Source organism: Amycolatopsis sp. NPDC102389 (assembly GCF_044765885.1).
GTDB lineage: Bacteria > Actinomycetota > Actinomycetes > Mycobacteriales > Pseudonocardiaceae > Amycolatopsis.
In genome coordinates this window covers 1-21,549 of the sequence record NZ_JBIWKX010000097.1, presented here as the reverse complement: position 1 = coordinate 21,549, position 21,549 = coordinate 1, and the positions used below count along the sequence as shown (strand labels likewise).

Genomic DNA, 21,549 nt, shown 5'->3' with positions numbered 1-21,549 from the left:
GCCCGGTGCCCCACCCCCCCCCCCCCCCCCCCCCCCCCGCGGGGGGGGGGGGTGGGGTGGGGTTGTGGTCCCCCCCCCCCCCCCCCCCCCCCCCCACCACCTGGACCGAACGCGGCCACCTGACCCCCGGTAACCCGTCCGGGCGAAACCCGGGGGTTATCCGGATGTCGGCCCCGAATGGCGGATGGCACCCTGGACGCCATGCCAGCGACAGCCGAAGCCGACGGAAAGCCTGCCCGGATCCGGCGGCCATGGTCGACTTCGGGCTGGTTACTGCTGGTCACGGTGCTGGTGTTCGGTTTCGGTCTGATCGCCTCACGGCCCGCCTCACCGCCCGACCAGGGGCCACCGAAGGGTGACCTCCTCGCCGCGCAGAACGCGGTCGACGCGCTGGTGCGCCCGGGCCCGGTCGAGAACGTGATCGCCGAGCTGCCCGCCGACTTCACCGCCGTCAGCGGGATCACGCCCGGAGTGATGACGGCACGGGACGGCACGGTGCGCGCCGTCCACACCGACGGCGGTTGCTCGGCGCCTTGGGGCGACGACAACACCAAGTGGGACTACGCGGTCCCCTGCAAGGCCCACGACCTGGGCTACGACATCCTGCGCTACGCCGAACGCAAGGGGCACCCGCTCGGCCAAGAGGCCAGGGCCTCCCTCGACGACCGGCTCTCGGCGGACATGCACAACGCCTGCGTCCTCAACCCGATGGACTCGCGCGGCACCTGCGACGTCGTCGCCTCCCTCTATGCCGCCGGCCTGGTGCTCAACTCCTGGCATCAACGCTGGGGGCCGCCGGTCGGCGACCCGCTAGGCCCGATGATCGTCGGCGTGCTGGTGATCGGCGCGCTGCTGGTGTTCCGCCTCCGCGGCTGGGTGCGCACGCGCCGGACCGCCGTCACGCTCCCCCGCGAGCCGCGGCCGGTGGCCCCCGTCGGCCGATGGGCGTTGCTCGGGGTCGCCGGTGTCGTGCTGATGCTGCTCGGCGAATCCGGTGTCGCGCTCGCGCACTGGGCAGGGGCGCCGGAGCGGTCGTTGTGGCCGTTCACCTGGCTTGCGCAGCTTTGTCCGCTCATCTTCTTCGCGGTCGGCCGGATCAACGAGGCCGGCTGGCGGTCGATCCGCGCGACCGGCGGCCGCTACCCGCAGTACCTCGCCGACCGGGCGAGCCCGCTCCTGCGCCCGGCGCTGATCTTCGCCGTGGTCGCGCTGGTCGTCCCGCTCGCGCTGGAAGTACTGGGGATCCCGACGGGCACGAACGCCACGGTCATGCGGATCGCGCTGCACCCGCTCTGGCTGCTCGGCGTCTTCCTGCTGACCGTCGTCCTCGCGCCGGCGCTGCTGGCGCTGTATCACCGGACGCACGCCGCCTCCGTCGCCGGACTCCTGGCCCTCACCCTGGCGAGCGAAGCCGCCGCGCAGTGGTCCGGCTCGGCCATCCCGCGCTACGCGGAGACGTTGTTCCTGGCCCTGTTCGTCCAGCAACTGGCGTTCGCCCACGCCGACGGTGTCCGCCTGCGACGCGGTGTCCTCGTGGTGACGGCGTTCACCGGCGCCGCTGGGCTGGGCCTCGCGGTCGCCGTCCGCGGCGAAGGACCGATGCTGCTCGGCGGTCCCGGCGCGCCGGCCGCGCTGTCGGGCCCGCCGTGGGGCGTGCTCCTGCTCGGCCTGGTGCAGCTCGCCCTCCTAAGCCTGCTCGCGCGGCCGCTGGCCCGGCTCGGCGGACGTCCCGCGGTCGCCGCCGTCGCGCGTCTCGTCCTGCGCGCCCCGATGAGCCTTTACCTGGGCTTCCTGTCCGCGATGCTGCTGCTCGTGGCGGTCGTCTACCTGCCGGGCCCGTTCGTGGACGGGCTCAGCTGGCTGGCCCGCCCGAGGGTCCTGCTCGCGCTGGCGCTGCTGGCCGTGCCCGCCGTGCTCGTCTTCTGGTGGTTCGAGCGGCATTCAGGACCGCAGCAGCGGGCGGTCGACGAGCCAGGCCTGCGCGCCCTGGTGTTCTGCCGCGCGGCGGCGACGGTCGGGATGGCGTACGCGATGCTCGGCGTGTTCGGGTTCGCGCTGACCCGCTTCGGTGGCGCGTCCGCCGACGCCGACCTCCTCGGGATCCGCTTCGGACCGGTCCAGAGCCTGGTGAACCTGCTGCTCGGGGTGTACCTGCTGCACACCGTGCGCAACGGTACCAGCCGGATGACGGGGACCTGGCTGGTCTGCGCGGTCGCGTGCGCGCCGCCCCTGATGAGCGCCGTCGACGGCAAGCACGTGAGCGCGGCCTCCGTCGCGCTGCCGGTCGCGACGATCGTCGTCGCGATGCTCGCGGCGGCCGCCACGCTGGTCCCCGCCCGCGCGGCCCGGCGTGTCCTCCCCTGAGCCACACGGCACTGACCAGGCGTTTTCCGTACCATTGAGAGGAAACCGGTGGTGCGTGCCACATCTTCGGGGGGATGTGTAATCCTGCGACAACCCGCAACAGGCACCATGCGTCCCTTGAAGAGACCGTCGAACCGGTAACGAACAGAAGGAGCAGACCGCGTGGAGTACCCGCCTCGGAATGGGTATGGGGATCGACGTCCCGCCCGCCCTAGGCAGGACGCGCCCGGACGCGTTCCTTCCCGCCCGGCCCCGCCCCGTGGAGCCCGCCCGGCGTCCGCCCGTCAGGCCGCGGGCATGCCGCCCCGGCGACCGGCCCCGAGACGACGGTCGTTCCGCGGCCCCAAGATCGCGCTCGGCCTCGTGTCGTTGCTGGTGATGGGCCTGACCGGGTACGCGTGGGCCGCGATGGACGGCCTGACCTTCGCGAACGTCGGTATCGGCGCGGACGAAGGCGAGAAGCCCGCCGACGGCGCCCGCGACATCCTGCTCGTCGGCCTCGACAGCCGCACGGACGCACAGGGCAACCCGCTGTCCAAGGAAGTCCTGGCCCAGCTTCGCGCCGGGCAGGCGGACGGCGAACTGAACACCGACTCGCTGATCTTCGTGCACATCCCGAACGACGGCTCGAAGGCCGTCGCGATCTCGCTGCCGCGCGACTCTTACGTCGACATTCCCGGCGGCTACGGCAAGCACAAGATCAACTCGGCGTACGCCCGCGCGATGCTCGACGAGCGCAAGAAGCAGCAGGAGAACGGCGTCTCCGACCCGAAGGAACTCGACCAGAAGGCCAACGAGGCCGGGGCGAAGACGCTGATCAAGACGGTCGAGCAGCTGACCGGTTCGACCATCGACAACTACGCCGCCATCAACCTGCTGGGCTTCAGCGAGATCACGCAGGCCATCGGCGGGGTCGACGTCTGCCTCAACGACGACGTCGACGACCAGTTCTCCGGCGCGAAGTTCACCAAGGGCCCGCACACCATCTCCGGAGTCGAGGCTCTCGGCTTCGTCCGGCAGCGGCACGGGCTGCCGCGCGGCGACCTCGACCGCGTCGTCCGGCAGCAGGTGTTCATGGCCGGGATGGCGCGGAAGGTGCTGTCGGCGGGCACACTCGCGAACCCCGGCAAGCTCAACGACCTGATCACGGCCATCAAGAAGTCGGTCGTGCTCAACCAGAACTGGGACGTCTTCGGTTTCGCGCAGCAGATGAAGAGCCTGACCGGCGGTCAGCTCGAGTTCCGGACGATCCCGATCGTCAACATCGAGTACAAGACCCCGAACGACGGCGTCGCCATCCAGGTCGACCCGAAGCAGGTCAAGAACTTCGTCCAAGGGCTCGCGGGCCCGCAGCCCGGCGAACAGCAGCAGGCGCCGCCCGCCGAATCGGCCAACAAGGCGACCACGGTCGACGTCCGCAACTCCACGAACCGGGACGGGCTGGCCTCGTCGGTGCTGAAGCAGCTCGTCGACAAGGGCTTCACCGCGGGCGACACGGCCACCGCGACCGCACGCAAGAAGACGGTGGTCTGGGTCGCCAAGGGCGGGAAGGCGGCGGGCCAGGCGGTCGCCGACGCGCTCGGCGGCAATCCGACCGTCCAAGAGGACAAGAGCGTCGAGGCCGGGCACGTGATGGTCTTCCTCGGCTCGGACTTCAAGGCGCCGAGCGGCGCCGAAGGCCCGGGTTCCTCGCAGAACGCCGCCGGTTCGTCGGCGGTGGCGCCCCCGCCCGAGCAGTCCGACGAGAAGCCGATCACCGCCGAAGGCGTGCCCTGCGTCAACTGACGCGCTCGTCCCGAACCGGCGTTAGCCACCTAAACGCGCTCTTCGCGCTCAGTTCGTTCACCCATTCGGCCCAACAGCTCAAAATCGACGGAAAAACCACCCCCGAAACCGCGTAAGAGCGGCGGCCCTGCCGACTTTCATACACGTGAGCGCGCTCGTACCGGGTTTTGTCACACGGGACGGGCGGTGGAGAAGGTTGGCAAGGCAGGGGATGGGGAGTGCTGATCGACGCTGAGAGCTATCAGCGGATACTCGGAGACGAGCTCCGCAAGCTCCGCCGTAAACGTGGCTGGACACGCAAGGAACTGAACCAGCATCTGCAGAGCGAGATCTCGCTCCAGACGCTGGCCACCTACGAGCTGGGCACCCGGCATTGTTCCGTGGTGCGGCTGGTCGAACTGTGCGTCGCGATGGACGAGCTGCCACAGGATCTGCTGGCCAAGGTGCATCGCCGGGTGTTCGTGGACGAACCGGGCCGGGTCCGGATCGACCTGCGCCAGGTGATCAAGGACGAGCAGGACGAGCTGCTCCCGCTGCGGCGGTGGGCGGACGACCGGCTCAAACGATCGAGTGACAACGGCTCCGCCGAGGTCCATCTCGACTTCGCGGCGCTGGAACGGATGGCCGAACTCTGTGGCATCCCCACCGTCGATCTCATCGGAAGGCTTCGCCGGCTCAACCCCTCATGAGCGCGGCATTCCCCGGTCCGTGAAGGCCATGCCCCCCATCTTGGCTTTCACGGACCATCCCTTCTTTCCTCAGCCGAGGAGTTCGTAGTCCTCGCGGCGCACCTTGCGGGTGTCGAGCCAGTACCGCCAGGTGAAGCCGGGCCAGATCGTGCGGTTGACGCCCTTCGCGTCGAGGTACCAGCTCTTGCAACCGCCCTGGGTCCAGATGCCCTTGGCGAGTTTGCGCTGGATCTCGCCGTTGAAGCGCTCCTGCGCCTCCGGCCGCGGATCGAGCGCCTTGCCGCGCGCGAGCCGAAGCGCCTGCGCGACGTACGAGATCTGCGCTTCGATCATGAACACCACGGAGTTGTGCCCCAGCCCGGTGTTCGGGCCGAGCAGGAAGAACAGGTTCGGGAACCCGGACACGGTGATGCCCTGATAGGTCCGCATGCCCTCGGTCGCCCACTCCTTGCCGAGATTGCGTCCGTCGCGGCCGATGATCTCCAGGTCGTCGAAGGCGTCCGTGACGTGGAATCCGGTGCCGTAGATGATCGCGTCGACTTCGTGATCGACGCCGGCGCCGTCGACGACGCTGTGCTCACGGACTTCTTTCACGCCGTCGGTGACGACGTCGACGTTGTCCCGCGCGAGCGCCGGGTAGTAGTCGTTGGAGACCAGGACCCGCTTGCAGCCCATGGTGTAGTCCGGCGTCAGCTTCCGGCGCAGCTCCGGATCCTTGACGCTCTTGAAGATGTTGCGCTTCGCGATGCGCTGGCCGATCTTCATCACCCACGGCTGCCCGTTGAAGCCGATCGCACGGGCTTCGAGGCCCCAGTAGAGAACGTTGCGGAAGGCACGCTGCAGCAGCGGCACGGAGCTGAACGTCTTCCGCAGCGCCTCCGGCATCTCACGATCCGGCTTCGGCATGATCCACGGCGGTGTCCGCTGGAAGAGCGTCAGTTCGGCGACGTCCTTCGCGATCTGCGGCACGAACTGGATCGCGCTCGCGCCGGTACCGACCACGGCGACCCGCTTGCCGGTGAGGTCGTAGTCGTGCTCCCACTGCGCGGAGTGGAACGCCCGGCCCTGGAAACGCTCGATGCCGGGCAGCTTCGGGATCTGCGGCAGGTGCAACGCACCGACGCCGGCGACCAGCGCGGGCGCGACGAACTCGTCACCCGACTTCGACGCGACGTGCCAGCGGTTCTCGTCGGCGTCCCAGCGGGCGCCGGTCATCTCCTGGCCGAAGCGGATGAAGCGGTGCAGGTCGTACTTCGCGGCGACGTCGCGCATGTACTGCCAGATCTCCGGCTGCGGCGAGTACGCGCGGGACCAGCCGGGGTTCTGCTCGAACGAGAACGAGTACATATGCGAGGGGATGTCGCAGGCGCAGCCGGGGTAGGTGTTGTCCCGCCATGTGCCGCCGACGTCGTCGGCCTTCTCCAGGATGACGAAGTCCTCGCGACCCTCTTTCCGCAGCTGAATGGCCATGCCCAGCCCGGAGAAGCCGGTTCCGACGATGACGACCCCGGTCTCGGTGCGGTTGCCCATGACCCCGACCTCTCGTTCGTTTTACCTGTTACCGGGAGTACACCTTACTCGAAGTAGGTTACCTTCGGTAGAGTGTTGTGGTGACGACGGCGAAGCGCAAACGCATGCCACGAGCAGAGCGGATGCGGCAGATGATCGAAATCGCTGAGGAAGTCTTCGCCGATCGCGGCTACAGCGCGGCGTCGATGGACGACATCGCGGAACGCGTCGGCGTCTCCAAGCCGATGCTCTACGAGTACTTCAACTCGAAAGAGGGGCTCCTGCTGGCCTGCATCCAGCAGTCGCGGGCGGCGTTGCGCGAGGTCACCGAACGGGCGACCGTCGGCGCGACGTCCGCCGAGGACGCGCTGCGGCGCGGACTGCTCGCCTTCTTCGTCTTCATCCGGGAACGACGGCAGGCCTGGTCGCTGCTCCGCCACGAGATGGCACTGATCGGGACCGGCGCCGCCGACGAGATCGAGCAGACCCGGCGCCAGCAGACGGACCTGATCGCCGCGCTGATGAGCGACCACCTCGACCAGGGTGACGAGCTCCGCGCCGAGGCGTCCGCGGAGTTCGTCGTCGGCGCGTGCGAACGGCTCGCGATCTGGTGCGAACGACACGAGGACGTCAGCCCCGAAACGGCGACCGGATACGCGATGGACATCCTCTGGTCAGGCCTGTCCGCGAGGGCCCGCTGAAACGACCGTGAAGATGCTCGTGCATTAGGCCATTCGGTCGTCACTCAGTGCACATTGCCGCCAGTGTCTTGTGACACAGAGTTGTCCTACTGTATCGATGACACTGTAGAAAGTCTGATGGACAGTCGCGGCCTCCGTCAGGAGGGGGCGCCACCACCCGAAAGTGGCGTCATGACGGCGGCGTGACGGAGTCCATTGAGTGACGCTTGCTCGCGAGGAGAGGGGTGAGGCGGATGACCGAACCGATCACCGCGTCGTACGTCCAGGAGGACGACGACTGGAAGATCACGGTCAGCGGCTCCGGCAAGGAACTGACCGGTCGCGCGCCGGGCATCATCGCGGCACGGGACCGGGCCGACCAGCTGGTCGAGAAACTGTCCCCGCCGGAACATTCGACGGTGGTGCACCTGCTCAACGGCAGTGCGCTCGAGTTCACCGCCGCCTACATGACGGCGAGGCTCACGCTTCCGGAGATCGAACCGCTCGAGGTTCCTCCGCCGGCGAACGGCAAGGCCAAGGAGAAGACCGGCGGCAAGCCCCCGGTGCCCCAGGGCAAGGAACTCCCGAAGGCCGTCGACGAGGCGAAGTCGAAGGAGAAGTCCGAGCCGGCCAAGACACCCGCCAAGGCGGCTCAGACCTCCTGAGACCTACTTCAGGAGTTTGCGGATCAGCAGCACGCCGATCAGCACCGCCCCGCCGATGAGCGGGTACTTCACCTTGGGCTCGTCCAGCTTCGCGCGCAGGCCGGTCTTCGCGGAATCCACCAGCTTCGCGGGGTTCGCCTTCGTGCCCAGCTGGTCGAGCGTGGCGACCAGCGCGTTCCTGGCCTGCTCGATCTCACGCTCGATGGTCTCGGGATCGCGAGCCACGTGTCCTCCTCGCCGCGACGGACTTGCTGGAAGCCCACGTTAGAGGACGCCACCCCCCGCGGCGGCACCGGCCACGCCGAGAAACGCCGATCGTGTCGCACGCTACGATTTCGGGGCAGCACTGGGGCCCGTAGCCCAATTGGCAGAGGCACACGGTTTAGGTCCGTGCCAGTGAGAGTTCGAGTCTCTCCGGGCCCACCCCAACCTGCTCGAGCCGCGTGACCACACGTCGCACTGTCGCGTTCGCACGTCAGCCACTTCTCTTTCTCAAGTGACTGGCCAGCCAGGCCCGGCTCCCGGCCACGGTGAGCCCGTCCCGAACCACGTCACGCAGAACGACCTCGTCGTACGCGCGGTCGGCGAGTTCGGCTTCGCTGAACTCCAGAGGACGGGTGTCGTTACCGACCCAGCGAGTCACCTCGACCGCCAGTTCGTGAACCTGCGTTTCCCACCGGTCGTCATCGGCGTCATCCGGCCGGATCAGCAAGAGGTCCACATCGCTGTCCTCCGTCGTCTCGCCGCGTGCCGCCGAGCCGAATATAGCGGCGTACACAGGCGAGACCTCCCACGACTCCAGACGATCCTCGATGCGTTCCAGGAGTGTCTTCCGCATCTGGGCGAGCCCGATGATGTGCTCCGCCGCGAGATGATCACGATTGAGCCGGTACGCGAAGGCGTTCCCGACTCTGTCGGACAGCACGACACCCTGCTTCGTCAGACGCCGCAGCACCTTGCGAATGCCCTCCTCGGAATGCCGTGCCAGCAGCCGATGCAACTGCCCGGTCGTGAAGATGCCGTCATGGTTGGCGAGTACCGCGAGGACGTCGCCATCGAGCGTGGGGGTGACCGTCATCAACGGCCGGCTCAAGTCCACGTTTCCATCTCCTCAAGGAGCCAACTATAGTACTGAAAGGCCAACTATAGTACAGTTACTTGTCTTATGGTTGGCGACCTCGACCGAAGCCGATAGTCGGCGACCACTATCTGAAGGTAGAAACTGGTACTCTGGTACCTGAGAGTTGATCAGGACCCAGGAGGAGAGTCGGTCATGGCCGCAGCGACCGCGCCCATCAAAGTCGACGCCGCTACCGATGAACTCGTGTCCCACGCGGCTCACTTCATGTCGCGCTCGAAGAAGGACATCGTCGATGCCGCCGTACGTGAGTACATCGACGCGCACCGCGACGAAATCAACGCTGGAATCAAAGCCGCACTCGGGCAGCTCAACGGCTCTGACTCCGCCGCCGTCTCCCTGATGACCGGATTCAGTGGTGACGAACTCGATGAACTCGGCGGCATGCCGAAGTAGCTTGGCGCGTATCGATCGCTCTCACCACGAGGCCGTTCACTAGCATTTGATCATGACCCAGGTCACAGTCGGCGTCCGTCCGACCAAGAGATGTCTCGCCGATCTCAGCCTTCCCTTGCCAGATCTCGGCCATCCTCTCCACGAGATGGACGATTCGATAGTCGTCACCGCCCAGGCGATCCCGGCTCTTCGTAACGCCGGCGGCGTTCAGCGGATCTTGTCCCTGAACGACCGCGTGTGGTTCAAGGTCAAGACAAGAGATCGCCGGGCGGTCGTAACCCGCTTGCAGGACGATGACCTGCCGGACGAGCTCCCGAGTGAGGTCGGATCCTGGTGGATCGGCGCGGCCGGACACCGCCAGGCCGACAGCCCGCAACGCGACTTCTACGAATCGCTCAGGCGCAAGTGCTCAGAGGGTAAGTCCGTTTCGACCACTCATCTCCTCCCTGGCGAATGGGACTGGAAGCGCCTCAGCGCCGAGCAAGCGGTCGCCTGGCGACGTGAGATGAAGCGGCTGGTGGTCCATCTCATCGCCATGTCGCTCACCAGCGGAAAGCTTGCGGTCGCCGAGTTCCAGAGCCATCGCATCAAGGCTCTCGTCCGCGTCGATGACGCCCATGAGGCCTACCTCGCGATCATCGCCGAGGGAATCCCGGACCCGGAGATCTTCGCTCTGCTCCTCGACTGCGTCCCCGGCGTCGCAAAGGACGATTGGCAACCCGAGCCGTCCGAATTGGCGGCACTGGAACCGGCCCCCGGCGAGATCGTCTGGTCGACACTGTTCCCGTCAGAGGTCGCGAGCGCGATTCTCGAACTCGACGCGAGTCACCGCACCCGGTCGTAAACGAGCGCCATCTCCCCCAGTTCCCCGACTTCCTGATACGCCAGCGCCCACTTCGACGCGGGCAGGCCGTCGACGAACAGCCGCTGTCCGCCGCCGGTGATCTCGGGGCAGATCATCAGATACAGCCGGTCGATCAGGTCGTCCGCGAGCAGGGCCTTGATGACGCTGGCGCTGCTGTTGACCAGGATGTCGCCTTCCCCGTTCGCCTTGAGGTCGGCGATGACGTCGGCGACGGGGGCGTTCACGACGCGGGCGCGGTCCCACGGAGCTTCGGTCAGCGTGGTCGAGAAGACCACCTTTTCCGCGTCCGTGAGCCACTTCGCGTAGGCGCGGTCGCGGGGGTCGGCGTTCTCGTCGGCGGCGATGGTCGGCCAGAAGCCCAGGAAGCCCTCGGCGTTCAGTCTGCCGAGCACCGCGGTGGTCGCCGTCTCGTGGATGCGGGCGAGGTGCGCGCGGGCGACGTCGGTGGTGGCGTACGAGACGATCGCGCCCATGTCGCCGGGGCCTCCGGGGCCGCTGTAGTGGCCATCGAGGGTGAGGCTGATGTTGGCGGTGACGCGGCGGCCGGTGTGGTTCGTCATGTCGTTCAGTCCTTTTCCTGAGTCAGCTGTGTCGTGAGGTGGTCGAGCACCTGGCCCCAGCCGGTTTCGATGCCGGCGATGAAAGGGACGGCCTCGACGGTGGTTTCGGTGATGCGCAGGTCGAGCCGGAGCCGGGTCCCGCCCGGCGCCTCGGTGAACTGCAAGTCGTAGTGACCGGTGAAGAAGATGTCCCCCTTGGCATCCAGCACCGAGAGGTCGAACTCGAGGTGTTCGGGTTCGGTCGCGGCGCGGACCTCCCCGGCGGAGCGGTAGCGCCCTTCCGCGTCGCGGTAGTCGAGCACGGCTCGACCACCGGCCCACGGCTCGATGACGCAGTCGGTGACGGTCATCGAAGGCGGAGCCCACCAGGACGCGAGCAGCGCGGGCTCGGTCCAGTGCCGCCAGACGTCTTCCCGCGGCGCGGCGAGCAGACGATCGAACGAGAACGCCCGCCCGTCCGCCCACCGGTCCCGCTTCGCGGCCGCGGTGTCGGCGCCGATCGCGGCCTGATAGCGCGTGATGACATCCCGCTCGCCCGCGTTCGCCTCGATGGTCGTGATCAGCGTCCGCAGGCGTCCTTCGAGGTCCTTCAGCGGGCCCGCTTCGACCGCGTAGACGCGACGCTGCCCAAGCGGGAAGACCGTCACGAGACCGACGCGGGCGAGGGTCTGCAGGTGCTTGGTGGTCTGCGGCTGCCGCAGGCCGGTCAGCTCGGCGAGCTCACCGACGGACCGGGGCCGCTCGGCGAGAAGCTCGACGATGCGGCACCTCGCTCCGTCTCCCAGTGCTGCTGCGATCTGCTCCATGCCGAGAAGTATTCACTCAACAGAATATTCTTGTCAAGGAATATCTTCCCGATGGAACTCCAGCAGGCTGCGCTGCTCGGTCAGCGTGGTGACGGAGTCGAAGACCAGCCCGTGTGCGGCGGCGAGCTCGCGAAGCTCGTCGAGGCGCCGCTCGCGGCCGCCGTAGAGCACGAGCATGACCAGGTCCCACTCGGTCTGGGCCCCGAGCCCGCCGACCGCCTCGATGACGAGGACCCGGCTTCCGGCACCGGCCGCCTCGGCACAGCGGGCCAGGACGCGATGGGCGTGCTCGTCGTCCCAGTCATGAAGGATGTCGGACAGCAGGTAGGCGTCCGCCCCGGCCGGGAGCGGGTCGAAGAAGCTGCCCGCGGTCACCTCGACGCGGTCTTCGAGCCCCTGCTCGCGCAGTTCCTTTTCGGCCGCGGCCGCGGTGGGCGCGAGATCGACGAGATGGCCGCGCATCGAGGGATTGGCCTTCAAGATCGCGGCGAGCAGGCTGCCGTGACCTCCGCCGACGTCGACGAGCGTGCCGAAGCGGGACCAATCGAAACCGGTGACGAATCGCGGCACCTGCGTCCGGTACCGCTGGGTCATCTGCCGGTCGAACGTCTCCCGTAAGTGGGGATTCTCGGCGAGGTCGGTCCAGAAGTCCTTGCCGTAGCGGCGGATGTAGCCCGGCCGGCCGGTGGCGATGCTGTGCGCGAGCTCGACGAACGCCAGTTCGCCCCGCCCGCCGGCGGCATTCATGTCCAAGAGCCCGGCGAGACCGTTTCCCGCGTCGGCACGCAGGTTCGCCCCGTAGCCGGTGGTGCGGTAGCCGGTCGATGTCCGTTCGAGGACACCGAGGGTGGTCAGATGTCCCAGCAGCAGGTCGAGCGCGAGCGGGGATTGGCCGAGTTCCGCCGCGAGGTCATCGGCGGCCGCGCCTTCTCCGGACAGTCGGTCCGGCAACCCGAGAGTGACCGCGACCCGCAATGCCATCGGAGTCGCGAGGCCGGCCAGCCGGAGGAGATCGTTTCTGTCGTCGTGGTTCGTCACGAAGATTCACTGTGGCAGCGCGGTCAACCGACTTACGGGACCAGCGTCCGCCCGATGAGTGCTGACGAGACCACGAGGATCTTCATCGGCGTTTTCCTTTCAAGGTCGCACGAAAGGTTCTGTTTCGTAAGCCCGGTGCAGCATCTCGACGAACGACGGCGCTTCCGGCAGCGCCGCCGGGCCGATCCGGCGCACCTCGATCCCCGGCGTCCACGAGTTCATGACCACCGCGCCCGCGAGCCCCGGCAGATCGGCGAGCGTGACCTCCTGGACCCGTTGCGGCACACCGAGCCGTCGCTGAACGATGTCCATCGTCGTTCCCCGCAGCAGGTCGGCTTCGGGCCACACCACCGTATCGCCGTCCCAGAAGGCGAGGTTCCAGATCGTCGCCTCGCTCAGCCTGCCCCGCCGATCGACGAACGCCGCGTCGTCGAACCCTTCGGCGACGGCCTTCCGCCGGAAGTACGTCTTCGCCATCTCGCCGGTGTGTTTGAGGGCGGGGATGGCGCGCTCGTGTTCGACGGCCGTCAGCTCCAGCGGACCCGCCGGGCCGGAAGCCGGAGGCCGGGTGCGCACCAGGACTTCGAGGTCACCCGGCAGGTGGATCGTCACGGTGAGGGAGACGTCGGCAGGCCCGGACTTCAGGGCCTCGCGCACGTACGAGCGAATGAGGTCGTCGGGAAGGGCGTCGCCGAACAGCTCCAGCGAGGCGGTCCGGAGCCGGTCCAGATGCAGGTCGAGACCGCGCACCCGGCCGTCACGCACCTGCATGGCCGTGAAGTGGGCGAAGCCGGCGAAGGCAAGCGGTGCCAGGTCTTCGGCGGTCGCCGTCCGGCCATTGCGCTGCGCGACATAGGGACTCATGCCCGCACGGTAATGCGGTTGCGACCGCAGTGTCCGGAAAGGAGGATCCGGTGGGTGTCCGTATCGCGCTGGCAGTTCGAGCTGACCTGGTCGTTGTTCGAGTACCACCTCGCCGATCTGGAGCCGGGAGACTTCCTCTGGGAGCCCGCTCCCCTCTGCTGGACGGTGCACCCGGACGGCACTCCCGACTGGGCCGACACCGAACCCGATCCCATCCCGGTCCCCACGATCGCCTGGCTCACCTGGCATATCGGCTGGTGGTGGAGCGTCGCGCTGGACCACGCGAACGGGCGGACTCCGCGCGAGCGCACGGAAATCACCTGGCCCGGCGAAGAATCCGTCATCGGCCGGCTGCGTGGCCTTCGCGACGAATGGCTGACAGTGCTGGACAACCTGACCGACGCCGACCTGGACGCGCCTTCCTCCTACCCGTGGGGCGAAGAGGCCGGGCTGACCTTCGCCCATACCGTCGCCTGGGTGAACTCCGAGCTGATGAAGAACGTGTCCGAGATCGGGCAGCTCAAGTTGCTGCGCGACAACCGGCAGTCGTAGAGGGAGCACGGTGGAGCTCGACCTGGGCGCGGTGCGCGCGTTCGTCGCGGTGGCCGAGGACCGGTACTTCAGCGAGGCCGCGATCCGGCTGGACATGAGCCAGCAGGCGGTCTCCAAACGCGTCGCCAAGCTCGAAGCCGATCTCGGCGTGCGGCTGCTGTCGCGAACGCGCGGAGGCGCCGAGCCGACCGAAGACGGCGAGGAGTTCCTCAAGCACGCTCGGGCGTTGATCAGCCTCGCGGACCAAGCCGTCGAGCGCCTCCAGGGCAGGCGACGTCCCTTGCGTGTCGACGTCCTCGGCACACGGCTGGCGACCATGGAGGTCATCCGCGCGTTCCACGCAGACCACGACGACGAACTGGAGCTCGTCACGCCAGGCCTGGGCGCGGTGCGCCGGTCCATGCTGCCCGAATCCGTCGACGCCGCCTTCGCCCGCGTCAGCACCGTGCTGGATCCGGGAATCGGCCGCACGCCCGCCTATCTGGAGCCGGCGAACCTGCTGGTCGGGCGGCGGCATCCGCTCGCACGGCGGCGACGGGTGGCGATGGCGGAGCTCAAAGGCCTGACGGCGTGGATGCCCTACAACGCGCGAGCCAGCGAATGGGCGGAATTCTGGGCTGAGCTGTGCCCTGCGTTCGGCATCCTCGTCGACACCGACGGGCCGAACTTCGGGCTCGAACACCACATCGAGGTGATCGGCACTTCGAAGGACCGCATGGGTTTCGTCGGCGCGAAGATGCACGTGCCCTGGCACCCGGACGTCGTCCAGATCCCGCTCGTCGACCCGACGCCGGTGTACCCGTTTTCGCTGCTGTGGCGGCACGAGAACCGGCATCCCACGCTGCCCGTGCTGATCGAGCACGTCCGCTCTTCTTACCGGCCCTTCGATCCGGAGCGGCAGTGGCTCCCGGTGTCGGATCGGGAGGCCATGACCCGTGTGCACGATGCGCGAAGGACCACCGGTACGGAAAAGTGAAGCCATGGGGCTGATCGGCGCGAGGGTGACCCGGCAGGAGGACCTCCGCCTGCTCACCGGCCGGGCGCGGTTCATCGACGACGTGCGGGAACCGGGCATGCTGGAAGCGGCCGTCCTCCGTAGTCCCCTGCCGCACGCGCGGATCGTGCGCGTCGACACCACGGCCGCGGCGGCCCATCCCGGCGTGTTCGCCGTGATCACCGGCGAGGACGTGCGGGCGATCACGAAGGCGCCCCAACCGGTGATCTGGTCGAATCTGCCGGACATGCGGACCCCCGAGACCCTTGCCCTGGCCATCGGCAAGGTGCGCTACCACGGCCAAGGCGTCGCGGCGGTCGCGGCGAAGGACCGGGCGACCGCCGAAGACGCGCTGGAACTGATCGAAGTCGAGTACGAGGAACTCCCGGTCGCCGTCACGCTCGAACAGGCGCTGGCGGACGACGCGCCGAAGCTCTACGAGGACTGGCCGGACAACATCGCCGGCACCGGGACCATCCCGATGGGTGACGTGGCCACCGCGTTCGCCGAGGCCGACGTCGTGCTCACCGAGTCGTTCCGGTTCGCCCGCCAGATGGGCACGCCGATCGAAACGCGGGGCGTGGTGGCGACCTGGGATCCGTTCACCGACCGGCTCGACGTCTGGCTCGCGACACAGGCGCCCAACCTCGCGCGCGAACTGTTCGGCGAGGTCTTCGGGCTCCCGATGGACCGGATCCGCGTGCGCACGCCCGACGTCGGCGGCGGTTTCGGGAACAAATTCGACTTCTACGCCGAGGAGGTCGTCGCGGCGATCCTCTCGCGGCGCACCGGGAAACCGGTCAAGCTCATCGAGGACCGGGCGGAGAGCTTCGTCGCCAACGCGCACTCGCGCGAGCAGAAGATCGACGTCGAGCTCGCGGCCAAGGACGACGGCACGATCACCGGTCTGCGCGCCACCGTGTACGGCGTCCTCGGCGGCGTGCTCGGGACCGTCGGCGTCAGCCCGTGCTGGACGACGACCGCGCTGCTGACCGGGCCGTATGCCATCCCGAACGTGGAGCTGAGCCTCGTCGCCGTGATGACGAACCGGTCGCCGTACGGATCGTTCCGCGGTTACGGGCTGCCGAAGGCGAACTTCGTGCACGAACATCTGGTGGAGCAGCTGGCGAAACGTCTCGGCATGGACGCGCACGCGGTGCGGCGCAAGAACTTCATCCCACCGGAGGCGTTTCCGTACCAGGGCCCGGTGTTCGTCTACGACAGTGGCCGCTACGAGGACTGCCTGGATCTTTGCCTGAAGGCGGTGGAAGACGCGGGCTGGCCGGAACGTCGCGGAAACGGTGTCGGCATCGGATACGCGTTCCACAACGAACTGACCGGGTTCGGGCCGAGCCGGATCATCAACCTGGCCGGATTGGGGCATTCCGGTTTCGACGAGGAGGTCGTGCGGGTCGACTCGACCGGCCACGTGACCGTCCACACCGGACTGTCCGCGATCGGCCAGGGCATCCACACCACACTGGCGCAGGTGGCCGCGGATACGCTCGGCGTCCCGCTCGACCACGTCACCGTGCTCTCCGGAGACACCCAAAGCTGCCCGTACACCGGCTACGGCACGGCGGCGAGCCGTGGCGCGGCCGTCGGCGGCGCGGCCGTGCTGACCGCGTCGGCCCGCCTGCGGGCGAAGATCCTGCGGGTGGCCGGGCACATCCTGGAGGCGTCTCCCGACGATCTGTCCATTCAGGATGGTGTCGTTTCGGTGAAAGGCGTACCGGGCAGGCAGGTCACCCTCGCCGCGATCGGCGACGCGGCGTACCGGCGGCTGAACGGCGTCTGGCCGGAAGACGAGACGCCGACGCTGGAGGAACGCGAGGTCTACGACCCGGTCAACGTCGCGACCTCGTTCGGCTGCACCGCCGTCCTCGCCGAAGTCGACAAGGAGACCGGCGTCGTGACGCTGCTGGACTACCTGATCGCGCACGACTGCGGCACCGTCATCAATCCGACGATCGTGGACGGGCAGCTGCACGGCGGCGCGGCGCAGGCGATCGGCGGCGCGTTGTACGAGGAACTGGTCTACGGCGCCGACGGGCGGATGGAGACCACGTCGTTCACCGGGTACCTGCTGCCGACCGCGACCGAGATCCCGCCCTTCTCCGTGTCGCATATGACGACGCCCGCCGACCACGTCCCCGGTGGCTTCAAGGGGATGGGGGAAGCGGGCGTGATCGGCGGCGGTGCCGCGATCGCGCACGCCGTGGAGGACGCGCTGCGCGAATACGACGTCGACATCGCTTCGCTGCCGATCACGCCGCCTCGGCTGCTGGCCGCGCTGAAGCGGGGAGCGGCCCGGTGAAGGCCGCGCCGTTCGAGTACTTCCGGGCTTCGTCGCTCGACGACGCCCTCGAAGCGTTGGGCGCCCAGGACGCGCGGGCGCTGGCGGGTGGGCAGAGCCTGGTGCCGCTGCTGAACCTGCGCCAGGCTCGACCCTCGCTGGTCGTCGACATCAACCGCGTCGACGAGCTTTCCTTTCTGCGCAAGGAGAACGGACGGCTGGAGATCGGCGCGCTCACCCGGCACCGCTTCGCCGAGACGTCCGCCGTCGTCCGGTCCGAAGCGCCGCTGCTCGCCGACGCGCTCGGCTACGTCGGGCACGTGGCCATCCGGAACCGGGGCACGATCGGCGGCAGTCTCGCGCACGCCGATCCGGCCGCGGAACTGCCCGCGGTGATGGTCGCGCTCGATGCCGACTTCGCCGTCCGCGGGCTCTCCGGGGAACGGATCATCGCGGCACGGGACTTCTTCCTCGGCCCGCATCGGACTGCGTTGGCACCCGGCGAGTTGCTGACGCGGATTTCGGTGCCGTCGCATCGAGGCGGCTGGGCCGTCGAGGAACTGAGCAGGCGCAGTCGCGATCTCGCGGTGGTCGCCGTCTTCGCGACCGTGACGATGTCGGGCGACGCCTGCGAATCCGCGCGGATCGCCCTCGCGGGCGCGGGTCCGGCACCGATCCGGGTCACGGCCGCCGAAGAATCGCTCACCGGCGGCCCCATCACGGACGACGCGATCGCTCTCGCCGCGGAACTCGCCGCCGCGGCGACCGATCCGCCCGGCGATCTCCACGCCCCCGCCGAATACCGGCGCGAAATGGCCGCGGTCCTCACCCGGCGGGCATTGAGGCGAGCGGTGGAGGGCGCATGATCACGGTCACCCTGACGGTGAACGGCCGGACCTACCGGGCCGACTGCGAACCACGGCGGACGCTGGCCGATTTCCTGCGCCACGACCTGGGTTTCACCGGCGTGCACGTCGGCTGCGAACACGGCGTCTGCGGCTCGTGCACGATCACCCTCGACGGTGCGAGCGCGCGTGCGTGCTGCCTGCTGGCGGTGCAGGTGGACGGGTCGGAGATCGTCACGATCGAGGGGCTGGCGTCGGACGGCGAACTGCATCCGTTGCAGGAGTCGTTCCGGAAGCACCATGGGCTGCAGTGCGGCTTCTGCACGCCGGGGATGCTGGCGACGGCGATGGAGCTGCTGAAGGAGAATCCGTCCCCGACGGACGCCGAGATCCGGCAGGCGATCTCGGGAAACCTGTGCCGGTGCACGGGATACCAGTTCATCGTGGACGCCGTCCGGGACGCGGCCGGGTGAATCACCACTCGTCGTCGATGTGCCGCCTCAGCTCCTCGGCGGACCTCCTGGGGAGGGCGAGAAGCACGCCCTCGAGCATTTCTCTCGCTTCCCAGGGATCACCGCAGCACTCCCAGACGCCGCAGCCTTCGCTGTCGACCCGAAGCCGCCGGTACGGGTTCGCGATGAACTCTCGCCAGAGACGGAGTGCGGTCCGGACCGCGCCTGGCCCGAGATAGTTCCGGGAGCGTTCGAGACGGGAGATCCCGGCTGCGAGCGCGGGCGAGAACTCTTGCCAGACCCGAGCGGGCGCCTTACGCGGCATCGGCCTTTCGGAAGATCGTCATCCGCTCATCATGACATGAAGGACCCTTCCTGTACCTAGGCGCAAGGAAGGGGCCCTTCATGTACTCCGGGCTCAGCCCACGATGTCGATCTCGAAATCCACGTTCGAGCTGTATTCGAAGTCGGCCCACACCGCGCCCGGCAGGTGATACCGCCGGTGCGAAACCGTCTTCGGGTCGAATCCGGGCGTCTGCAAGGGATTCCCGCCGACGCCGACCTTGTCGCTGCCCCAGGCGTAGATGTTGCCCTGCCACACGGGCGCGTCGGTGACGCCGTCACCGTCGACACGCGGGCGGACGATGATCGCGGCCGTCTCACTCCCGGAGAGGAGCAACCGCACGGAGGTGGTCGAGGGACTGGCCGGAATGGTCCTGCGTTCCATGAGTTCTGTCGTCGCCTTCCGTTTCGGGGCGGCGCCGCCGCCGGTCAAGTGGGCGTTCGTGTACGACTCGTTGAGATCGACGCCGCTCGCGCGGATCCCGGGGATCCGGCCGGCGTCCGAATACTGGTGCACGTCGTAGCGGCCCGCCGCGGCGTCGGGTCTGGCGCCGTAGCGCGCGATCCAGATGACGAGGTCCGGCACGCCGAACCGGTCCGGGCGCAACATCTTGCCGAGCGCGTTGTTCAGGTAGATACCGGGCCGGAACCCGTGCCCCGCCACGCGCTTGCAGAACCTGATCGAAAAGTCCCGCTTGCTCCCGTCGGGGATGTTCGGCGTCCCCGAACCCGGCGGGTTGTCCTCGAGGTCGAGCATCGGGACACAGCCGGTCGCCCCGAGGCGCCGGACCTCCCCGATCAGCACGTCGGCCTGCGCTTCCGGCGAAGGACTCGCCTGGGCGAAGTGATAGCCCCCCACCGGGATTCCCACGGATCTCGCACCTGCCACCAACGCGTCGCCGGTGTTGCGGCCGCCGTTCGGGAGGCCACCGCCGTCACTGAGCTTGACGAAGACGAACGTCACGCCGTGGTCCTTGACGGCCTGCCAGTTGGTAACGGACTGAAAGCGACTGTAGATATCTATTCCCAGCGCCATTGCTACAGCCTGACGGGTGAACCGGTTGGACAAAAGGGCCTAGTGGGCGATAACTGGTCCGCACGATTCGCCCTTTCGGGCGGCCCCTCCGTGGCTGACTCGGCTCACCCATGCCCGTACTGTGACGGGCATGGCGTCTCGAAGCCCCTTTCGCTGGATGACCCGGTGGGCGGACTGGTTCGAAGAGCGCGGCGTCTACGTCCCGGGCGAGGAGAGCCGGGCGGTCGATCCGATGCGCGATTTCGGCTGGCTGATCGTGGCCTGGGTGTCCGGTCTGGCGATCTTCATCCTCTTCTTCGCCTTCGCCGTCTGAACCCGTCGCGGGTGTGCCATCGAGGTGACGGCTGTCACTAGCCGTACCCTTCCGATCACGGATCGGCCACGGCTGTACACCAGGTGCGCCTCAACCCGGCCGTGCCGCTCCTCTCGGCTGCGGAAGACCGTCACTCTGGACTCTTCGGCACTAATACCTACCTCGAACGGCCCACCCGCACCTCCGACTGGAGTAACCGCACATGGCGCCCCCGCGCACCCCGAAGCTCCTCATCGCCGCCTGCTCGCTGGTGCTGGCGGCCGCCTGCGGAGTTCCGGCACCGGAAAAGGGTGCCGCCGTGCTCGGCGCGGACGCCCCGGCGCAGGGTCTGGCCGCGACGCACGCGGAAGGCGACCTGGCGTTCGGCGCCCCGCACCGGTTCGCGACCGGCGTCACGATCTCCGTTTCAGCTCCGAAGTCGTTCCGCCCCAGCGCGTCGGCGTATCCGCAGAGCCCGCGCGCGGTGGCCTTCGGCATCGAGGTGACGAACGCGGGCGACGGCACCTACCGGCTCTCCGGTCTGTCCGTGACGGGCGAGGTCGACGAGGAGACTTCGGCGGTCAAACAGGTCGTCGACCCGGTGCAGGGCTACAACGGCGTGGCGGACGCCGGCAAGGACGTGGCGCCCGGCCGGTCGGTCCACTTGAACCTGGCGTTCGCCGTTCCGGACAGGCCGGTGAAGCTGCGCCTGCAGGTGCGGCCGAGCCCGTCGGAGCCCGTCGCCGCGAAGTACTGCGGAAAGGTCTGACGCCGCCGGTTCGCTACCGTGTGGGTCATGACCGAGCAGCGACTCTCCCCCGGCGACAAAGCGCCCGACTTCACCCTCCCCGACAGCGAGGGCAACGATGTCAAGCTCAGCGACTTCCGCGGCAAGTCGGTCGTCGTGTACTTCTACCCGAACGCGGGCACGCCGGGCTGCACGAAGCAGGCGTGCGATTTCCGGGACAGCCTCGCGCAGCTCAACGACGCCAACTACCAGGTGCTCGGCATCTCGCCCGACAAGCCCGCGAAGCTGGCGAAGTTCGTCGAGGCGGAGGGGCTGACGTTCCCGCTGCTGTCCGACACGGAGAAGACGGTCCTCAAGGCGTACAGCGCCTTCGGCGAGAAGAAGAACTACGGCAGGGTCTACGAAGGCGTCATCCGCTCGACGTTCGTCGTCGACCCGGAAGGCAAGATCGCCGTGGCGCAGTACAACGTGCGGGCCACCGGGCACGTCGCGAAGCTGCTGCGGGACCTCTCCCTCACGTAGGCCTCGTGAGTGGCGATTCGGGTTCTATTGATCCGTAAGGCAAATGTGGCAGGCTAGTCTGCGGCGTAGCGGACTTCTTCCTTGCCGAAAAAGGCTTTCACGCGGTCTGGC

The 21,549-nt window shown here is 68.2% G+C and carries 24 protein-coding genes and 1 tRNA gene; 16 read left to right on the top strand and 9 right to left on the bottom strand.

Annotated features, from left to right (window positions below; translation table 11 throughout):
* The first annotated feature begins 201 nt into the window (after positions 1-201).
* From ACIRGA_RS39260 to ACIRGA_RS39250, 3 genes are all read left to right on the top strand, one after another.
* Positions 202-2,364, top strand: a complete 2,163-nt coding sequence (locus ACIRGA_RS39260) for a phospholipase A2 (protein ID WP_400951992.1) — start codon at positions 202-204, stop codon at positions 2,362-2,364.
* Positions 2,365-2,742: 378 nt separating this feature from the next.
* On the top strand, positions 2,743-4,149 hold the full coding sequence (locus ACIRGA_RS39255) for an LCP family protein (protein ID WP_400951999.1): 1,407 nt from the start codon (positions 2,743-2,745) through the stop codon (positions 4,147-4,149).
* A 218-nt stretch (positions 4,150-4,367) separates the two neighbouring features.
* Complete coding sequence (locus ACIRGA_RS39250) at positions 4,368-4,838, top strand: helix-turn-helix domain-containing protein (RefSeq protein ID WP_400951988.1); 471 nt, start codon at positions 4,368-4,370, stop codon at positions 4,836-4,838.
* Between the two features lie 69 nt (positions 4,839-4,907).
* Here ACIRGA_RS39250 and ACIRGA_RS39245 read toward each other — a convergent pair whose 3' ends face one another.
* Positions 4,908-6,368: a flavin-containing monooxygenase gene (locus ACIRGA_RS39245; RefSeq protein ID WP_400951984.1), complete on the bottom strand. Its 1,461-nt coding sequence runs from the start codon at positions 6,366-6,368 to the stop codon at positions 4,908-4,910.
* A 122-nt stretch (positions 6,369-6,490) separates the two neighbouring features.
* Between ACIRGA_RS39245 and ACIRGA_RS39240 the strand changes: the two genes are divergently transcribed.
* Positions 6,491-7,048: a TetR/AcrR family transcriptional regulator gene (locus tag ACIRGA_RS39240; RefSeq protein WP_400951995.1), complete on the top strand. Its 558-nt coding sequence runs from the start codon at positions 6,491-6,493 to the stop codon at positions 7,046-7,048.
* Between the two features lie 233 nt (positions 7,049-7,281).
* Positions 7,282-7,692 carry a hypothetical protein gene (locus ACIRGA_RS39235; protein WP_199745356.1) on the top strand — a complete coding sequence of 137 codons (411 nt, stop codon included), beginning with the start codon at positions 7,282-7,284 and terminating at the stop codon, positions 7,690-7,692.
* A 3-nt stretch (positions 7,693-7,695) separates the two neighbouring features.
* Here ACIRGA_RS39235 and ACIRGA_RS39230 read toward each other — a convergent pair whose 3' ends face one another.
* The gene (locus tag ACIRGA_RS39230) at positions 7,696-7,917 is read right to left on the bottom strand and encodes a DUF3618 domain-containing protein (RefSeq protein WP_005165704.1); all 222 of its coding nucleotides are present in this window, start codon (positions 7,915-7,917) and stop codon (positions 7,696-7,698) included.
* Between the two features lie 124 nt (positions 7,918-8,041).
* Here ACIRGA_RS39230 and ACIRGA_RS39225 point away from each other — a divergent pair.
* Positions 8,042-8,115: transfer RNA gene (locus ACIRGA_RS39225), tRNA-Leu, on the top strand.
* A gap of 52 nt (positions 8,116-8,167) precedes the next feature.
* Here ACIRGA_RS39225 and ACIRGA_RS39220 read toward each other — a convergent pair.
* The gene (locus tag ACIRGA_RS39220) at positions 8,168-8,791 is read right to left on the bottom strand and encodes a nucleotidyltransferase domain-containing protein (RefSeq protein ID WP_400951978.1); all 624 of its coding nucleotides are present in this window, start codon (positions 8,789-8,791) and stop codon (positions 8,168-8,170) included.
* Positions 8,792-8,965: 174 nt separating this feature from the next.
* Between ACIRGA_RS39220 and ACIRGA_RS39215 the strand changes: the two genes are divergently transcribed.
* Entirely contained in the window at positions 8,966-9,226 is a 261-nt protein-coding gene (locus ACIRGA_RS39215; RefSeq protein WP_400951975.1) for a hypothetical protein, read from the top strand.
* Between the two features lie 52 nt (positions 9,227-9,278).
* Positions 9,279-10,070: a hypothetical protein gene (locus ACIRGA_RS39210; RefSeq protein ID WP_400951973.1), complete on the top strand. Its 792-nt coding sequence runs from the start codon at positions 9,279-9,281 to the stop codon at positions 10,068-10,070.
* Here ACIRGA_RS39210 and ACIRGA_RS39205 read toward each other — a convergent pair.
* The 4 genes from ACIRGA_RS39205 to ACIRGA_RS39190 all read right to left on the bottom strand — a co-directional run bounded on the left by ACIRGA_RS39205 (position 10,052) and on the right by ACIRGA_RS39190 (position 13,359).
* Positions 10,052-10,651, bottom strand: a complete 600-nt coding sequence (locus tag ACIRGA_RS39205) for a dihydrofolate reductase family protein (protein WP_400951969.1) — start codon at positions 10,649-10,651, stop codon at positions 10,052-10,054. The genes ACIRGA_RS39210 and ACIRGA_RS39205 overlap by 19 nt on opposite strands.
* Before the next feature lie 5 nt (positions 10,652-10,656).
* On the bottom strand, positions 10,657-11,457 hold the full coding sequence (locus tag ACIRGA_RS39200) for a metalloregulator ArsR/SmtB family transcription factor (protein WP_400951966.1): 801 nt from the start codon (positions 11,455-11,457) through the stop codon (positions 10,657-10,659).
* A 33-nt stretch (positions 11,458-11,490) separates the two neighbouring features.
* Positions 11,491-12,495, bottom strand: coding sequence for a methyltransferase (locus ACIRGA_RS39195; RefSeq protein ID WP_400951962.1), 1,005 nt, complete (start codon positions 12,493-12,495; stop codon positions 11,491-11,493).
* Positions 12,496-12,594: 99 nt separating this feature from the next.
* The gene (locus tag ACIRGA_RS39190; protein WP_400951959.1) at positions 12,595-13,359 is read right to left on the bottom strand and encodes an aminotransferase class IV family protein; all 765 of its coding nucleotides are present in this window, start codon (positions 13,357-13,359) and stop codon (positions 12,595-12,597) included.
* A gap of 54 nt (positions 13,360-13,413) precedes the next feature.
* On the opposite strand from ACIRGA_RS39190, the gene ACIRGA_RS39185 reads away from it, so the two are divergent.
* The 5 genes from ACIRGA_RS39185 to ACIRGA_RS39165 are packed head-to-tail and all read left to right on the top strand — an operon-like array spanning position 13,414 to position 18,519.
* Entirely contained in the window at positions 13,414-13,911 is a 498-nt protein-coding gene (locus tag ACIRGA_RS39185; protein ID WP_400951956.1) for a DinB family protein, read from the top strand.
* 10 nt (positions 13,912-13,921) lie between these two features.
* Complete coding sequence (locus tag ACIRGA_RS39180; protein WP_400951953.1) at positions 13,922-14,887, top strand: LysR family transcriptional regulator; 966 nt, start codon at positions 13,922-13,924, stop codon at positions 14,885-14,887.
* 4 nt (positions 14,888-14,891) lie between these two features.
* Positions 14,892-17,222 (top strand): xanthine dehydrogenase family protein molybdopterin-binding subunit, encoded by a 2,331-nt coding sequence (locus ACIRGA_RS39175; RefSeq protein ID WP_400951948.1) that lies wholly within the window; start codon positions 14,892-14,894, stop codon positions 17,220-17,222.
* On the top strand, positions 17,219-18,067 hold the full coding sequence (locus ACIRGA_RS39170) for an FAD binding domain-containing protein (protein ID WP_400951946.1): 849 nt from the start codon (positions 17,219-17,221) through the stop codon (positions 18,065-18,067). Before ACIRGA_RS39175 ends, ACIRGA_RS39170 begins: the two co-directional genes overlap by 4 nt.
* Positions 18,064-18,519: a (2Fe-2S)-binding protein gene (locus ACIRGA_RS39165; protein ID WP_400951943.1), complete on the top strand. Its 456-nt coding sequence runs from the start codon at positions 18,064-18,066 to the stop codon at positions 18,517-18,519. Before ACIRGA_RS39170 ends, ACIRGA_RS39165 begins: the two co-directional genes overlap by 4 nt.
* Before the next feature lies 1 nt (position 18,520).
* On the opposite strand, the gene ACIRGA_RS39160 is transcribed toward ACIRGA_RS39165, so the two are convergent.
* Both ACIRGA_RS39160 and ACIRGA_RS39155 read right to left on the bottom strand, forming a co-directional pair.
* Positions 18,521-18,823 carry a hypothetical protein gene (locus ACIRGA_RS39160; RefSeq protein ID WP_400951940.1) on the bottom strand — a complete coding sequence of 101 codons (303 nt, stop codon included), beginning with the start codon at positions 18,821-18,823 and terminating at the stop codon, positions 18,521-18,523.
* Positions 18,824-18,916: 93 nt separating this feature from the next.
* On the bottom strand, positions 18,917-19,876 hold the full coding sequence (locus ACIRGA_RS39155) for a glycoside hydrolase family 25 protein (RefSeq protein ID WP_400951936.1): 960 nt from the start codon (positions 19,874-19,876) through the stop codon (positions 18,917-18,919).
* A gap of 130 nt (positions 19,877-20,006) precedes the next feature.
* On the opposite strand from ACIRGA_RS39155, the gene ACIRGA_RS39150 reads away from it, so the two are divergent.
* From ACIRGA_RS39150 to bcp, 3 genes are all read left to right on the top strand, one after another.
* The gene (locus tag ACIRGA_RS39150) at positions 20,007-20,189 is read left to right on the top strand and encodes a hypothetical protein (RefSeq protein ID WP_026466904.1); all 183 of its coding nucleotides are present in this window, start codon (positions 20,007-20,009) and stop codon (positions 20,187-20,189) included.
* A 202-nt stretch (positions 20,190-20,391) separates the two neighbouring features.
* The gene (locus tag ACIRGA_RS39145) at positions 20,392-20,937 is read left to right on the top strand and encodes a hypothetical protein (protein ID WP_400951933.1); all 546 of its coding nucleotides are present in this window, start codon (positions 20,392-20,394) and stop codon (positions 20,935-20,937) included.
* A 27-nt stretch (positions 20,938-20,964) separates the two neighbouring features.
* Positions 20,965-21,438 (top strand): thioredoxin-dependent thiol peroxidase, encoded by a 474-nt coding sequence (gene bcp, locus ACIRGA_RS39140; RefSeq protein WP_400951929.1) that lies wholly within the window; start codon positions 20,965-20,967, stop codon positions 21,436-21,438.
* Positions 21,439-21,549: the final 111 nt, after the last annotated feature.

Coding starts and splice junctions, on each gene's coding strand:
- ACIRGA_RS39260 (WP_400951992.1), top strand. CDS start 202: ATGCCAGCGACAGCCGAAGCCGACGGAAAGCCTGCCCGGATCCGGCGG.
- ACIRGA_RS39255 (WP_400951999.1), top strand. CDS start 2,743: ATGGGCCTGACCGGGTACGCGTGGGCCGCGATGGACGGCCTGACCTTC.
- ACIRGA_RS39245 (WP_400951984.1), bottom strand. CDS start 6,368: ATGGGCAACCGCACCGAGACCGGGGTCGTCATCGTCGGAACCGGCTTC.
- ACIRGA_RS39240 (WP_400951995.1), top strand. CDS start 6,491: ATGCGGCAGATGATCGAAATCGCTGAGGAAGTCTTCGCCGATCGCGGC.
- ACIRGA_RS39235 (WP_199745356.1), top strand. CDS start 7,282: ATGACCGAACCGATCACCGCGTCGTACGTCCAGGAGGACGACGACTGG.
- ACIRGA_RS39215 (WP_400951975.1), top strand. CDS start 8,966: ATGGCCGCAGCGACCGCGCCCATCAAAGTCGACGCCGCTACCGATGAA.
- ACIRGA_RS39210 (WP_400951973.1), top strand. CDS start 9,279: ATGACCCAGGTCACAGTCGGCGTCCGTCCGACCAAGAGATGTCTCGCC.
- ACIRGA_RS39205 (WP_400951969.1), bottom strand. CDS start 10,651: ATGACGAACCACACCGGCCGCCGCGTCACCGCCAACATCAGCCTCACC.
- ACIRGA_RS39200 (WP_400951966.1), bottom strand. CDS start 11,457: ATGGAGCAGATCGCAGCAGCACTGGGAGACGGAGCGAGGTGCCGCATC.
- ACIRGA_RS39190 (WP_400951959.1), bottom strand. CDS start 13,359: ATGAGTCCCTATGTCGCGCAGCGCAATGGCCGGACGGCGACCGCCGAA.
- ACIRGA_RS39175 (WP_400951948.1), top strand. CDS start 14,892: ATGGGGCTGATCGGCGCGAGGGTGACCCGGCAGGAGGACCTCCGCCTG.
- ACIRGA_RS39165 (WP_400951943.1), top strand. CDS start 18,064: ATGATCACGGTCACCCTGACGGTGAACGGCCGGACCTACCGGGCCGAC.
- ACIRGA_RS39160 (WP_400951940.1), bottom strand. CDS start 18,823: ATGCCGCGTAAGGCGCCCGCTCGGGTCTGGCAAGAGTTCTCGCCCGCG.
- ACIRGA_RS39155 (WP_400951936.1), bottom strand. CDS start 19,876: ATGGCGCTGGGAATAGATATCTACAGTCGCTTTCAGTCCGTTACCAAC.
- ACIRGA_RS39150 (WP_026466904.1), top strand. CDS start 20,007: ATGGCGTCTCGAAGCCCCTTTCGCTGGATGACCCGGTGGGCGGACTGG.
- ACIRGA_RS39145 (WP_400951933.1), top strand. CDS start 20,392: ATGGCGCCCCCGCGCACCCCGAAGCTCCTCATCGCCGCCTGCTCGCTG.
- bcp (WP_400951929.1), top strand. CDS start 20,965: ATGACCGAGCAGCGACTCTCCCCCGGCGACAAAGCGCCCGACTTCACC.